General features: G+C 71.9%; 12 protein-coding genes. 2 read left to right on the top strand and 10 right to left on the bottom strand.

Annotated features, from left to right (window positions below):
- Positions 1-197: 197 nt before the first annotated feature.
- From AB0K36_RS22450 to ureA, 4 genes are all read right to left on the bottom strand, one after another.
- The gene (locus tag AB0K36_RS22450; RefSeq protein WP_189471467.1) at positions 198-752 is read right to left on the bottom strand and encodes a TetR/AcrR family transcriptional regulator; all 555 of its coding nucleotides are present in this window, start codon (positions 750-752) and stop codon (positions 198-200) included.
- 104 nt (positions 753-856) lie between these two features.
- Positions 857-1873: an agmatine deiminase family protein gene (locus AB0K36_RS22455; RefSeq protein WP_364597180.1), complete on the bottom strand. Its 1017-nt coding sequence runs from the start codon at positions 1871-1873 to the stop codon at positions 857-859.
- A gap of 90 nt (positions 1874-1963) precedes the next feature.
- Complete coding sequence (locus tag AB0K36_RS22460) at positions 1964-3646, bottom strand: urease subunit alpha (RefSeq protein ID WP_364597183.1); 1683 nt, start codon at positions 3644-3646, stop codon at positions 1964-1966.
- Positions 3646-4329 (bottom strand): urease subunit gamma, encoded by a 684-nt coding sequence (ureA, locus tag AB0K36_RS22465; RefSeq protein ID WP_364597186.1) that lies wholly within the window; start codon positions 4327-4329, stop codon positions 3646-3648. The genes AB0K36_RS22460 and ureA overlap by 1 nt, the downstream gene beginning before the upstream one ends.
- Positions 4330-4469: 140 nt before the next feature.
- Here ureA and AB0K36_RS22470 point away from each other — a divergent pair, with 140 nt between their 5' ends.
- Positions 4470-5891, top strand: coding sequence for a cytosine permease (locus tag AB0K36_RS22470; RefSeq protein ID WP_364597189.1), 1422 nt, complete (start codon positions 4470-4472; stop codon positions 5889-5891).
- Between the two features lie 124 nt (positions 5892-6015).
- On the opposite strand, the gene AB0K36_RS22475 is transcribed toward AB0K36_RS22470, so the two are convergent.
- The 5 genes from AB0K36_RS22475 to AB0K36_RS22495 all read right to left on the bottom strand — a co-directional run bounded on the left by AB0K36_RS22475 (position 6016) and on the right by AB0K36_RS22495 (position 10530).
- On the bottom strand, positions 6016-7122 hold the full coding sequence (locus AB0K36_RS22475) for a branched-chain amino acid aminotransferase (protein ID WP_364597192.1): 1107 nt from the start codon (positions 7120-7122) through the stop codon (positions 6016-6018).
- Positions 7123-7381: 259 nt separating this feature from the next.
- Complete coding sequence (locus AB0K36_RS22480; protein WP_364597195.1) at positions 7382-8425, bottom strand: 3-isopropylmalate dehydrogenase; 1044 nt, start codon at positions 8423-8425, stop codon at positions 7382-7384.
- A 70-nt stretch (positions 8426-8495) separates the two neighbouring features.
- Positions 8496-8624: a hypothetical protein gene (locus tag AB0K36_RS22485; protein WP_364597198.1), complete on the bottom strand. Its 129-nt coding sequence runs from the start codon at positions 8622-8624 to the stop codon at positions 8496-8498.
- Between the two features lie 275 nt (positions 8625-8899).
- Entirely contained in the window at positions 8900-10000 is a 1101-nt protein-coding gene (locus tag AB0K36_RS22490) for a calcium-binding protein (protein WP_364597200.1), read from the bottom strand.
- 122 nt (positions 10001-10122) lie between these two features.
- On the bottom strand, positions 10123-10530 hold the full coding sequence (locus tag AB0K36_RS22495) for a hypothetical protein (RefSeq protein WP_364597201.1): 408 nt from the start codon (positions 10528-10530) through the stop codon (positions 10123-10125).
- A gap of 114 nt (positions 10531-10644) precedes the next feature.
- On the opposite strand from AB0K36_RS22495, the gene AB0K36_RS22500 reads away from it, so the two are divergent.
- The gene (locus AB0K36_RS22500; protein WP_364597204.1) at positions 10645-11484 is read left to right on the top strand and encodes a DUF1206 domain-containing protein; all 840 of its coding nucleotides are present in this window, start codon (positions 10645-10647) and stop codon (positions 11482-11484) included.
- Positions 11485-11593: 109 nt separating this feature from the next.
- Here AB0K36_RS22500 and pruA read toward each other — a convergent pair whose 3' ends face one another.
- Positions 11594-13225 (bottom strand): L-glutamate gamma-semialdehyde dehydrogenase, encoded by a 1632-nt coding sequence (gene pruA / locus AB0K36_RS22505; protein ID WP_364597207.1) that lies wholly within the window; start codon positions 13223-13225, stop codon positions 11594-11596.
- Between the last annotated feature and the right edge of the window lie 9 nt (positions 13226-13234).

Genomic DNA, 13234 nt, shown 5'->3' on the forward strand with positions numbered 1-13234 from the left:
GGCGTGGGGGGACCCCCACCGGACCCCCGCGCCTCAATCGCCGGCGAGGCTGATTTCGCGGAGCGAAATCCAGCCCGCCCGGCGCTTGAGGGCACCGCGCGAAGCGCGGTACGCCGCCCGCAGGGCGGCACGGGGTCCGGGGCCTGCCCCGGTTCGGGAAGGGGCGGGGAGGGGAACGAGTCCGCCCGGGCCGGGCGTCAGCGGAGCAGGGACTCCGACACGAACTCGGCCACATGCGCCAGCACCTGCTCGCGCCCCGTTCCCGGTATGCCCACGGCGACATGCACGCTGAAGCCGTCCAGCAGCGCGCGCAGGCGGGCCGCGAAGCGGTCGGGGTCCACCGGGCGGAACTCGCCGCGGGAGACTCCCTCCGCCAGGAGCGCCACCAGGTCCCGGTGCCACGCGCCCTCGATCGCGGCCTGGCGGCCGTGCATGTCGGCGTCCGCGTTCTGCGAGCGGTTCCAGACCTCGAGCCACAGCGTCCAGTGCGGGTCGCGCGGCCCGTCGGGGACGTAGAGGTCGACGTACGCCTCGAGCCGCTCACGGGCCGGCGCCTGCCGGGACAGCAGGGCGCCGCGTTCCGCGCCGAGGCGGCCCTCGCTCCACTCCAGCGTCTGCAGGAGCAGCTCGTCCTTGGTGCGGAAGTAGTAGAGGAGGTGCCCGCTGCTCATGCCGACCTGCCGGCCGAGCCCGGCCATGGTCAGCCCGTCGAGGCCGCGCTCCGCGATGGTGGCCATGGCGGCGGCGAGCAGTTGCTCGCGCGGTGGGGCGGACTGGTTCCGGCGGCGGGGGCCGGCAGGGCTGGTGCTGGTCACCTGTACGTTCTACCCGATCCCGTGCTGTCGGCGGCCCGGGATCAGACCCGCGGCTGCTGCTGGGTGATGCAGTGGATGCCGCCGCCGCCCGCGAAGATCGCCCTCGCGTCGACCAGGGTCACCGTCCGCTCGGGGAAGAGCCGGCGGAAGATGCCCGCCGCGATCTCGTCGCGCGGGTCGTCGAAGGCGCAGAGGACCAGGCCCCCGTTGCACAGGTAGTGGTTGATGTACGAGTAGTCGACCCACTCGCCGTCCTCGTCGCGGAGCTTGGTCGGGGCCGGGACCTCGACGACCTCCAGACGGCGCCCCTTGGCGTCCGTCTGGGCGGACAGCAGCGCGACGTTCGCCTTGCATACGTCGTGGTCGGGGTGGGACGGGTCGGGCTGGGTGTGGACCACGACGACGCCGGGGCGGGCGAAGGCGGCGACGATGTCGACGTGTCCGCGCGTGCCGTACGTGCCGTAATCGCCGCTCAGGCCGCGCGGCAGCCAGATGGCCTTTTTCGTGCCGAGCCTGGCGTGGATCTCCGCTTCGACCTCCGCCCGGCTCCAGCCGGGGTTCCGCTCGGGGCCGAGCTGGACGGTGTCGGTGAGCAGGACGGTGCCCTCGCCGTCGACGTGGATGGCGCCGCCCTCGTTGACCAGCGGCGAGGGGTGCACGGGGACGCCCGCGAGGTCCGCGACATGGCGGGCGATCTTGGCGTCGTGCTCCCAGCGCGCCCACTCGGCCGCGCCCCAGCCGTTGAACACCCAGTCGACGGCGGCCAGTTCGCAGCCGTCGGTGACGAAGGTCGGGCCGATGTCGCGCATCCAGGCGTCGTCCAGGTCCCGCTCGACGATCTCGATGTCCGGACCGAGGAGTGCCCGGGCCGAGGCCACCTGCCCCGTCCCGGAGACCACGGTCACCGGCTCGAAGCGGCGTACGGCCCGGGCCACCGACGCCCATGCCGCGCGGGCCTCCGCGAGTTCCGCCTCGTCGGTGAAGGTCGGGTTGGGGCCGGGCCAGGCCATCCAGGTGCGCTCGTGCGGGGCCCATTCGGCCGGCATGCGGAAGGTCACGGCAAGTCCTAAGGCGTCGTTGGCTTGAAGGAGGGGCTGAAGGAGGGGCTTGAAGGGTGGGCCGGAGGAGTGGGCCCGGGGGCTGGGGGCTCAGAGGAAGTAGAGGCGGTTCAGCGAGACGGACTCGGCCGGACTCGAGCGCAGCGGGTCGCCGTCGAGGGTGACCAGGCCACTGTGTCCGTCCACCGACACGTCCCCCAGCCGGGAGTTGAGCAGCAGGTCACCCGGACCGATGCCGCGGGTGCCGCGCACGGCGACGCGGCGCCTGCGGGTGGGCATCAGATCGGCGCCGAGGTCCACGGCCGCCTGGGCGACGAACGCCACCGAGATGTCGGCCGGCGTCGCCCCGTAGGCACCGAACTGCGGCCCGAGTACGAGCGGTTCGCAGGTGTCCGTCGCCGCGTTCGGGTCGCCGACGACGCCGTACGCGGGGAATCCCGACTTCAGCACCAGTTGGGGCTTGGCGCCGAAGAACTCGGGCCGCCACAGCACGATGTCGGCCATCTTGCCGGGCTCGATGGAGCCGATCTCGTGGGCGAGTCCGTGCGCGAGGGCGGGATTGATCGTCAGCTTGGCCATGTAGCGCAGTACGCGCGCGTTGTCGTCGTGCGCTCCGTCCCCGTCCAGGGGCCCGCGTTCGGCTTTCATCTTGCCGGCCATGGCGAAGGTGCGGCGTACGGTCTCCCCCGCGCGCCCCATGCCCTGCGCGTCCGACGAGGTGATGCCGATCGCCCCGAGGTCGTGCAGCACGTCCTCCGCGCCCATCGTCCCGGCGCGGATACGGTCGCGGGCCATCGCCGCGTCGCCCGGCAGGTCGGTCTTGAGGTCGTGGACGGAGACGATCATGCCGTAGTGCTCGGCGACGGCGTCCCGGCCGAAGGGGAGGGTGGGGTTGGTGGACGAGCCGATGACGTTCGGAACGCCCGCCATCTTGAGCACGTTCGGTACGTGCCCGCCGCCGCAGCCCTCGATGTGGAAGGCGTGGATCGTCCGTCCGTCGAGCACGCGCAGGGTGTCCTCGACGGACAGGCACTCGTTCAGGCCGTCGCTGTGCAGGGCGACCTGTACGTCGTGCTCCTCGGCCACCCGCAGCGCGGTGTCGAGGGCGCGGGTGTGGGCGCCCATGTCCTCGTGGACCTTGAAGCCGGACGCGCCGCCCTCGGCGAGCGCCTCGACGAGCGGCGCCGGGTCGGAGGACGAACCGCGGGCGAGGAACCCGATGTTGACGGGCCAGGCGTCGAAGGCGTTGAAGGCGTGCCGCAGCGCCCAGGGCGAGTTGACGCCGACGCCCCACACGGGGCCGAACTCCTGGCCGATGACAGTGGTGACGCCGGAGGCGAGGGAGGCCTCCATGATGCGCGGCGAGAGCAGGTGGACATGGGTGTCGACGGCGCCCGCGGTGGCGATCAGCCCCTCACCGGAGACGATCGAGGTGCCGGTGCCGACGACGACGTCGACGCCGTCGAGGGTGTCCGGGTTCCCGGCCCGGCCGATGGCGTGGATACGGCCCTCGCGGATGCCGATGGAGACCTTGCGGATGCCCAGCACGGCGTCGATCACCAGGACGTTGCTGATGACGACGTCGCAGGTCTCCCGGACGGCGGCGGCCTTGAGGTGCAGTCCGTCGCGTGCCGTCTTGCCGAAACCGGCCAGGAACTCGTCGCCGGGCTTCTGCGCGTCGGACTCGACCCGTACGACGAGGCCGGAGTCGCCGAGGACGACCCGGTCCCCGGCGCGGGGTCCGTGCACGGATGCGTATTCGTACGGGTCCATCAGTTCTCCTCCGCTCCGAGGTAGCCGCAGGCCGCCGCCCTGCGCAGGGCTTCTTCCTTCGCGCCGGGCGCGTCGAGCGGTCCGTCGACCAGGCCGGCGAAGCCGATCGCGATCCGGTCGCCGCCGATGGGCAGCAGCCCCACCTCCACGTCACCGCCCGCGTCGAAGCGGACCGACGAACCGGCGGGGACGGCGAGCCGCATGCCGTAGGCCGCGGCCCGGTCGAAGCGCAGACGCGGGTTGGCCTCGAAGAAGTGGAAGTGCGAGGTGACGCTGACGGGGACGGTGGCGGTGTTGCGGACGGTCAGCCGCACGGCGGGCGGCGTCTCGTCGTGCGGCGGCGCGGGCAGCAGCGCCCCGGGGGCGTCCCCGCCCCGTCCGCCGCCGATCGGGTCGGAGACGACGGCCAGCCGGGACCCGTCGTCGAAGACCGCCTCCACATGGACCTCCCCCACCACGTCGGCGACGCCGGGGAGGACGTCGTCGGGGCCGAGGACCGAGCGGGCGGCCGCGATGGCCTCCGCGAGCCGGCGACCGTCGCGTGCCGCCTCGCAGACCGTGTCCGCTATGAGCGCGGTGGCCTCCGGGACATTGAGCCGCAGACCGCGGGCCCTGCGCGCCCGCGCCAGCTCGGCGGCGCCGAAGAGCAGCAGCCGGTCGCGCTCGGTCGGGGTCAGTCGCATGTCACCACACCTCCATCTTTGAGCGCCACTCTAACAATGGCGGGCACCGAAGGAAACCATTGACTTGGTACGAGGCATGCCTCACATTGAGCAGCGTTCAATTTGAACGTCACTCAAACTGTGAAGGTGAGGGACAGCCCATGCCGGTGGAACAGCGCGGAGTCGACACCGTCCCCGAGGAGGAGCGCACCAGCACTCCTCGCGATCTCGTCTCGATCCTGCTCGGGTCGAACCTCTGCCTGGGGGTGATCGTCTTCGGCTGGCTCCCGGTCTCTTTCGGCCTCGGCCTGTGGCCGTCCGTCACCTCGGTCGTCGCCGGCACCCTCGTGGGCGTGGCCGTCACCGCCCCGCTGGCCCTCGTCTCGCTGCGTACCGCGACCAATCTGTCGACGTCCAGCGGCGCGGCCTTCGGCGTCCGCGGCCGGCTCGTGGGTTCCGTCGTCGGTCTGCTGCTCTCGCTCGGCTACACGGCACTGACCCTGTGGATCGGCGGCGACGTGGTGATCGGCACGCTGGCCCGCCTCGCCGGACTGCCCACCGGCGGCCTCGCCCACACCCTCGTCTACGCGCTCCTCGCCGCCTGCACCGTCGTCGGCGCCGTGTACGGCTACCGGCTGCTGCTGCGCCTCAGCAAGGTTCTGGCCGTCGGCATGACCGCGCTGCTGGTACTCGGGATCGTCGCGTACGCCCCGGACCTCACCACTGCGGCGCCGCCCGACACCCCGTACCTGCTGGGGTCGTTCTGGCCGACGTGGGTGCTGTCGGCGGTGGCCGCCGGACTCAGCGGACCGATCGCGTTCATCACCCTCCTCGGCGACTACACCCGCTACATCTCGCCGCTGCGCCACAGCCCGCGCCGGGTGCTCGGCGCAACCGGCGCCGGGCTGGTGGCCGGGCTGCTGATCCCGCAGCTCTTCGGTACGTACACGGCGCTCGCCGCGCGGGCCGGGACCGACTACGCCGGCCCGCTCGTCGCCGCCTCCCCCGCCTGGTACCTCGTCCCGCTGCTCGTCGCCGCCGCGGCGGGCTCGGTCGGCAACGCGGGGCTGATGCTGTACTCGATGGGGCTCGACCTCGACGCGATCCTGCCGCGCGCCACCCGCACCCGGGCCACGCTGGTGGTGGCCGTCGTGGCAACGGCGTTCGTGTTCGCCGGCCACTTCGGGTGGGACGCCCGGTCGGCCATGACGTCGTTCGTGCTGCTGCTCACCGCGGTGGGCGCCCCCTGGGCGGTGATCACGCTGATGGCGCACGTCCGCTGCTCGGGCGTGTACGACGCGGAGGCCCTCCAGGTCTACAACCGCCGTGCACGGGGCGGCGTCTACTGGTTCCGGTCCGGCTGGAACGTACGCGCCACCCTGTCCTGGGCGTTGGGCGCGGCCGTGGGGCTGGCGGCCGTCTCCACTCCGCTCTACGAAGGACCGCTGCTCGGCCTCACCGGCGGCATCGACTGCAGCTTCGTCCTGTCGGGACTGGTGGGAGGCGTGACGTACGGGGCTCTGCGGGCGGGCACAGCGCCCGCCGCCGCGACCGCGCCGGTCGCGGAGACGGCGACCTCATGAGCGCGACGGCCTCATGAGCACGACGGCCTCGTGAACGCGACGACCTCATGAGCACGACGGCCTCGTGAACGCCACGGCCCGCCCCGGCCGGAGCCGGTGCGGGCCGTCGCGATGACGCGGGACGTCAGCCGAGCTCGTGCATCCAGCCGTGGACGTCCTCGCCGGAGCCCGTCTGGATGTCGAGGAGCGCCTTGCGCAGCCGCATGGTGACCTCGCCCGGCTGCCCGCCGGACTGCGTCCACTCGCCGCGCGCCGACTTCACCCGGCCGACCGGGGTGATCACCGCGGCCGTGCCGCAGGCGAAGACCTCCTTGAGCGTGCCGTTCTCGGTGTCGGCCTGCCACTGGTCGATGGAGATCCGGCCCTCCTCCGACCCGTAGCCGAGGTCCTTGGCCAGGGTGAGGAGCGAGTCGCGGGTGATGCCGGCGAGCAGCGAGCCGGTCAGCTCGGGAGTGACGATCTTCAGGTCCTCGCCGGAACCGGTCTCGTACACGAAGTACAGGTTCATGCCGCCGAGTTCCTCGACCCAGCGGTGCTCCACGGCGTCGAGGTAGGCGACCTGGTCGCAGCCCTTCTGCGCGGCCTCGGCCTGGGCGAGCAGGGACGCGGCGTAGTTGCCGCCGGTCTTGGCGTCGCCCATGCCGCCGGGGACGGCGCGGACCCGGTCCTCGGAGAGCCAGATCGAGACGGGCTTGACGCCGCCGGGGAAGTACGCGCCGGCCGGGGAGGCGATGACGAGGAAGAGGTACTCGTTGGCGGGCTTCACACCCAGACCCACCTCGCTCGCGATCATGAACGGGCGGAGGTAGAGGGACGCCTCGCCACCGTGCGCGGGGACCCACGCCTTGTCCTGCTGGACCAGCGCGTCGCAGGCGGCGATGAAGGTGTCGACCGGCAGCTCGGGCATCGCCAGGCGGCGGGCGGAACGCTGGAAGCGCTCGGCGTTGGCCTCGGGACGGAAGGTGGCCACGGAGCCGTCGGGGCGGCGGTACGCCTTGAGGCCCTCGAAGATCTCCTGCGCGTAGTGCAGGGTCATGTTGGCCGGGTCCATCGACAGCGGCCCGTAAGGAACGAGCTCGCCGTCGTGCCAGCCACGCCCCTCCGTCCACCTGATCGTCACCATGTGGTCGGTGAAGTGGCGGCCGAATCCCGGATTGGCCAGGATCGCCTCGCGCTCCGCGTCGGACAGCGGGTGCGAGGAAGGCTTGAGCTCGATCGTGGGCGTCGTCATGAGTGCAGTGTCCTTCACCGGTTGTTGTGACGGACCGCGCTCACGCCCACTGCTTGGACATCCGAGCATCGCCGTGCGACACGGCCCACGTCCGATTATCGCCCGTGGGGATCCGTGCAGGGAACGGCGTGAGTACGGCCCAGGTTCTGATGGTGGCACCCGGGGGCCGCACAGGAAAAGCCGCCGGGCGCGATGTGGAGTGCGACCCGGCGGCTTCTGGGGGTGTCCGGGGACACCCCGGAGTCGGTTTTCCGGCGGGTCAGCTCGCTACTCGTACCGCGAGCGCGTCGCCGATCTCGTCCGTCGTGCGGACGGTGTCCGGCGTCCGCTCCGCCAGGTCGGCGGCGACCGTGTCCTCGATCCGGACGGCCTCGCTCTCGTAGCCCAGGTGCCTCAGCAGCAGGGCGACGGAGAGAACGGTCGCGGTCGGGTCGGCCTTTCCGGTGCCCGCGATGTCCGGCGCGGAGCCGTGCACCGGCTCGAACATCGACGGGAACTCGCCGGTCGGGTTGATGTTGCCGGAGGCGGCCAGGCCGATGCCGCCGGTCACGGCAGCGGCGAGGTCGGTGAGGATGTCGCCGAAGAGGTTGTCGGTGACGATGACGTCGAAGCGCTCCGGCTGGGTGACGAAGAAGATCGTCGCGGCGTCGACGTGCAGATAGTCGGTGGTGACCTCGGGGTACTCCTGGCCGACCCTGTCGAAGATGTTCTTCCACATGTGCCCTGCGTAGACGAGCACGTTGTTCTTGTGGACGAGCGTCAGCTTCTTGCGCGGGCGGGAGTTGGCCCGCTCGTACGCGTCGCGGACGACACGCTCCACTCCGTAGGCCGTGTTGAGGCTGACCTCGGTGGCGACCTCGGCGGGCGTACCGGTGCGCAGGGAACCGCCGTTGCCCGTGTACGGGCCCTCTGTGCCCTCGCGCACGACGACGAAGTCGATGTCGGGACGGCCGGCCAGCGGGGTGGCCGTGTTGGGGAACAGCTTCGACGGACGCAGGTTGACGTAGTGGTCGAAGGCGAACCGCAGCTTCAGCAGCAGACCGCGCTCCAGCACACCGGAGGGCACCGACGGGTCGCCGATGGCGCCGAGGAGGATCGCGTCGTGGCTCTTGAGGGAGTCGAGCTCCGCGTCGGGGAGGGTCTCCCCGGTGCGGTGCCAGCGCTGGGCGCCGAGGTCGTACTCCTTGGTCTCCAGCTTCACATCCTGAGGCAGGACCGCGGCAAGGACCTTCAGGCCCTGCGCCACGACCTCCTGGCCGATGCCGTCACCGGGGACAACTGCGAGATTGATGCTGCGAGACATGTCGGCACCCTACTCCGCGTCCCATCCAATGACATGGCACGTCCACCATATGGACGCGGATGATCGTCGCTCAGTGACCGGTGGAGCCGCCGTTGTCGCGGCGGTCGAGGGCGCGCTGCAGGGCGGCGGCGGCGTTCTTGCGGTCGGACTCGGTGGTGCGGGAGGCGTGACGGACTCGGCGGGCGGTCGCAGCGGACATGATGATCGACTCCTTGAGATCAGAAGAGATTTCGAGGCGCCGGAAGGGGCGGGGAGCGCGCCGCAGGGGTTGCCTGCCTGGGGGCGCGGACTCGGAACCGCCATTCGCTGGATCGAGCGAGACGTTCGGCTCCTACAAAGCTAGGTCAGCCGGGCCGCTCTGTCTCCACAATTACTCGGACTTCCTACTATCTGAGACGCGATCATGGCCCGGGACGACAGCGCGGGCCCGCGGCGGGAGTCGGCGTCCCGGCGCGGGCCCGTGGAGACCGGGCCTCAGATCTCGCAGTTCGTCTCGAGGTCCGCCCCGGCCTCGCCGTCGCAGTCGTCCGTGCCGGTGCTGCCGTTGAGCAGATCACTGCTGGGGCCGCCCCGGAGGGTGTCGTTCCCGGCCCCGGCGTCGATGCGGTCGGAGCCGCCCGCGGCGCCGGCCGACACACTGCTCGGGCCGATGTTGTCGCCGAACACCGTGTCGTCCCCGCCACGCCCGTCGATCAGATCGTTCCCGGCGGTCGCGCCCGTGGGGTCACCCATCGCGCTGTCGCCGACGAGCAGGAACTCGCCCGCGCCACCACCGGTGATCCGGTCGTTGCCGGAACCGGTCGCCGTACCACCGGAGGCGCTGTGATCACCGGTCGCGACGGTGCCGCCGTCCGCTCCGAGATCGATGACGTCGTTGCCGCCGCTGCCGCTCGCGTTCCCCAGAATGGCGGTGCTGTCGCCGTTGGCGTCACCGGCGTCCCCAGGGCCTTCCAGCAGGATGTCGTCGCCGGCCCCCGAGGCGTCGAAGAAGGCGAACGCGTCACCGTTGAGGCCGTCGTTGCCCTCGCCGCCCTCGAGACGGTCGTTCGCCCCGCCGGAGGCGTGGTCGCCCCTGCTGTCGCCGACCAGGAAGTCGTCGCCCGTTCCGCCGTGGAGCGTGTCCCCCGCCGCCCCGGCGGCCGTGCCCTGCGGGGCGAGGTTGTCGCCCACCAGCGCGTCGGCGCCCGCCCCGCCGAACACGCGGTCCGTCCCGGTGGCCGCCGTGGCGTTCCCCGTCGCGCTGTAGTTGTCGCCGACGACGGTGTCGCCGCCGTCCTGGCCGTCGAGCGAGTCGGCGCCCGGCCCTCCGGTCAGGCGGTCGTCGCCACCCAGGCCGCAGATCAGGTCGTTGCCGCCCAGGCCGTCGATGACGTCGGCGCCCGGTGTCCCGACGATCACGTCGTTACCGGGCGTCCCCGTCGTCCCCGTGGTCGTCGCGGGGACCCCGAAGCACAAGGGCGCCTGCGCGCCGGCTTCCGTGGCTCCCAGGCCGACGACGGCCGCCGCTGCGAAGAGGTGGGCGCAACTGAACAGGAGCACCCGGCGGACGGGGCTCCTTCGCCGGTTGTGGGTCATCGTGTCTCGTGTCTCCCTGCGTGGTGGTGATCACTGGCGCGTGATCCCTTCCAGCGCAGGGCACCGGCGAGCGCCGCCCCACCCGTCCGGAGCAGGCGGCAACCGGGTCGGGAGCGGTCCGTTCAGAGCCTGCCGCCGGTGAGGCGGGACAGCGGGCCGCGCTGCTTGAGGCCGGCACGGCGTCCGAGCGCGTACGAGCCCGCCACCGCGGTGGCGACGCCCGTCCCGGCGCCGGCCACGATCGCCTTGCGCGCCTTCACGAGCGTCCACACGACTCCTGCCTTGCCGACCGTCGCGCCGGCGGCGGTGGAGGCCGCCTGCTGGACGGTCCTGGCCGCCGTCAGTGCCTTCTCCGTGGCCACGCCGCCGATGCCCTGGGCCACCTCGCCGGTGCGGCGGGCGGTGTCCTGCGCCTTGGACGCCGCCTTCGCCGGCGCCTCGGCGGCCGACCGGGTCCGCCCCTGTGCGGCGGCGGCCGTCTTCTTCGTCGTCGTACGTGCCTGGGTCGTCTTCTTCTCGGTCTCAGCCATGCCGTTCGGGTATCCGCCCACGGCGCACGCAAACTGAGCGGTCGTCACCACGCGTGGCCGCCGCCGTCCCGTTTCCTGGCGGACCGCCAGGGCATCCGCGTACCGGAGGTGCCCATGAACGCACACACTTCGACGCTCCCCGGGCGCGCCCGCGTCCGCCGGGCGGCGAACGGTTCCGTCGTCGAAGCGGCCGCGCGCTGGGGATTCGTGGCCCGCGGGGTGATCTACCTGCTCGTCGGGGCGCTGGCCCTGCACATCGCCTTCGGCGGTACCGGCCGCCAGGCGGACCGCGGCGGCGCGCTCACCCGGTTGTCGGAGCAGCCGTTCGGCTCCGTGCTGTTGTGGGCGCTGGGTGCCGGACTGGCCGGCATGGCACTGTGGCGGCTCTCCGAAGCGCTCTTCGGCGCGGCGGGAGCCGACGGGCACAAGCCGCACAAGCGGCTGCTGTCCGCGGGCCGCTGTGTCTTCTACGGGTTCGTCGCCTACTCCGTCCTCGCGTTCGCCGCGGGTGAGAGCGGCAGCGGCGGCGGCTCGAGCGACCGGCAGTCGCAGGACGTGACGGCCAGGGCGCTGGAGTTGCCCGGGGGCCGGTGGATCGTCGGTCTGGCCGGTGCCGGCATCGTCGTCGCCGGTGCCTGGGTCGCCGTGCGCGCGGCGCTGCGCACGTACCGCAAGCACCTGAAGCAGGGCGGCATGTCGCGCCGGACGCGGCGGCTGATCGACGTGACGGGCGTCGCGGGCGGCGTGGCACGCGGGGTGCTGTTCGCAGCGGTCGGCGTGTTCGTCGTGCTCGCGGCGCTCACCTACGAACCGGACAGGGCCAAGGGGTTCGACGACACGCTGCGGTCCTTCGCCGGAACTCCCGCGGGGCCGTGGCTGCTTGCGCTCGTCGCCGCCGGGCTGGTGCTGTTCGGGGTCTTCTCGTTCGCGATGGCGCGCAGGCGCCGGGTCTGAACCGGACCGGACCGGATCAACGGGCCGTGCGGCGTGGCCACATGGAAACCGCCCCCGTTCCGGCGTGGGGGCCGGGACGGGGGCGGAGCCTCGGGGGTCGACCGGAAGGTCAGCCCATGTGCGGGTAGGAGTAGTCGGTCGGCGGGACCAGCGTCTCCTTGATCGCACGGGTCAGCGTCCAGCGCATCAGGTTCTGCGGGGCGCCGGCCTTGTCGTTGGTGCCGGAGGCGCGGCCGCCGCCGAAGGGCTGCTGGCCGACGACGGCGCCGGTCGACTTGTCGTTGATGTAGAAGTTGCCCGCCGCGTAGCGGAGCTTCTCCATCGCGTGGGCCGCCGCGGCCCGGTCACCGGCGATGATCGAGCCGGTCAGCGCGTACGCCGACACCGACTCCATCTGCTCCAGCATCTCCTCGTACTTGTCGTCCTCGTAGACGTGGACGGCGAGGATCGGGCCGAAGTACTCGGTCGTGAAGACCTCGTTGGCGGCGTCGGAGCACTCGATGACGGTCGGGCGGACGAAGTAGCCGACCGAGTCGTCGTAGCTGCCGCCCGCGACGATCGTGCAGGACGGGTCGGACTTCGCGCGGTCGATGGCGGCCTTGTTCTTGGCGAAGGCACGCTCGTCGATCACGGCGCCGATGAAGTTCGACAGGTCGGTGACGTCACCCATCCTGATGCCGTCGACCTCGGCCGCGAACTCCTCCTTGAAGCCGGAGTTCCAGATCGAGGCCGGGACGTAGGCGCGCGAGGAGGCGGAGCACTTCTGGCCCTGGAACTCGAAGGAGCCGCGGGTCAGCGCGGTCTTCAGCACGGCGCGGTCGGCGCTGGGGTGCGCGACGACGAAGTCCTTGCCGCCCGTCTCACCGACGATGCGCGGGTAGGAACGGTACTTCTCGATGTTGTTGCCGACCGTCTTCCACAGGTGCTGGAAGGTCTTGGTCGAGCCCGTGAAGTGGATGCCGGCGAGCATCGGGTGCTCGAGCGCCACCTCGGAGACGGCGATGCCGTCGCCGGTCACCAGGTTGATGACGCCCTTGGGCAGACCGGCCTCCTCCAGGAGCTGCATCAGCAGCACGGCGGCGTGGGTCTGCGTCGGGGACGGCTTCCAGACGACGACGTTGCCCATCAGCGCGGGCGCGGTCGGCAGGTTGCCGGCGATGGCGGTGAAGTTGAACGGGGTGATCGCGTAGACGAAGCCCTCGAGCGGACGGTGGTCCATGCGGTTCCACACGCCCGGCGAGTTGGCCGGGGGCTGCTCGGCCAGGATGTCGCGGGCGTACTTGACGTTGAAGCGCCAGAAGTCGATGAGCTCGCAGGGCGTGTCGATCTCGGCCTGCTGGGCGGTCTTCGACTGGCCGAGCATGGTGGAGGCGGCCAGCGTCTCGCGCCACGGGCCGGACAGCAGCTCGGCGGCGCGCAGGATGATCGCGGCACGGTCGTCGAAGGACATCGCGCGCCACGCGGGAGCGGCCTCGAGGGCGGCGTCGATCGCGTCCTGCGCGTCCTGCTGGGTGGCGGCGGCGAAGGTGCCGATGACGGCCTTGTGGTTGTGCGGCTGTACGACGTCGACACGCTCGCCGCCGCCCATGCGCTTCACGCCGCCGATGGTCATCGGCAGCTCGATCGGGTTCTCGGCCAGCTCCTTGAGCTTGGCCTCGAGGCGGGCGCGCTCGGGCGAACCGGGGGCGTAGCCGTGCACCGGCTCGTTGACCGGGGCGGGGACCTGGGTGACAGCGTCCATGGGTTCCGT

Source organism: Streptomyces kurssanovii (assembly GCF_040677245.1).
Lineage (GTDB): Bacteria > Actinomycetota > Actinomycetes > Streptomycetales > Streptomycetaceae > Streptomyces > Streptomyces kurssanovii.

What these genes read in the sequence shown, in the direction of transcription:
- AB0K36_RS22460 (WP_364597183.1), bottom strand. Translation starts at nt 3,646, where the DNA reads ATGGACCCGTACGAATACGCATCCGTGCACGGACCCCGCGCCGGGGAC.
- ureA (WP_364597186.1), bottom strand. Translation starts at nt 4,329, where the DNA reads ATGCGACTGACCCCGACCGAGCGCGACCGGCTGCTGCTCTTCGGCGCC.
- AB0K36_RS22470 (WP_364597189.1), top strand. Translation starts at nt 4,470, where the DNA reads ATGCCGGTGGAACAGCGCGGAGTCGACACCGTCCCCGAGGAGGAGCGC.
- AB0K36_RS22475 (WP_364597192.1), bottom strand. Translation starts at nt 7,122, where the DNA reads ATGACGACGCCCACGATCGAGCTCAAGCCTTCCTCGCACCCGCTGTCC.
- AB0K36_RS22480 (WP_364597195.1), bottom strand. Translation starts at nt 8,425, where the DNA reads ATGTCTCGCAGCATCAATCTCGCAGTTGTCCCCGGTGACGGCATCGGC.
- AB0K36_RS22485 (WP_364597198.1), bottom strand. Translation starts at nt 8,624, where the DNA reads ATGTCCGCTGCGACCGCCCGCCGAGTCCGTCACGCCTCCCGCACCACC.
- AB0K36_RS22490 (WP_364597200.1), bottom strand. Translation starts at nt 10,000, where the DNA reads ATGACCCACAACCGGCGAAGGAGCCCCGTCCGCCGGGTGCTCCTGTTC.
- AB0K36_RS22495 (WP_364597201.1), bottom strand. Translation starts at nt 10,530, where the DNA reads ATGGCTGAGACCGAGAAGAAGACGACCCAGGCACGTACGACGACGAAG.
- AB0K36_RS22500 (WP_364597204.1), top strand. Translation starts at nt 10,645, where the DNA reads ATGAACGCACACACTTCGACGCTCCCCGGGCGCGCCCGCGTCCGCCGG.
- pruA (WP_364597207.1), bottom strand. Translation starts at nt 13,225, where the DNA reads ATGGACGCTGTCACCCAGGTCCCCGCCCCGGTCAACGAGCCGGTGCAC.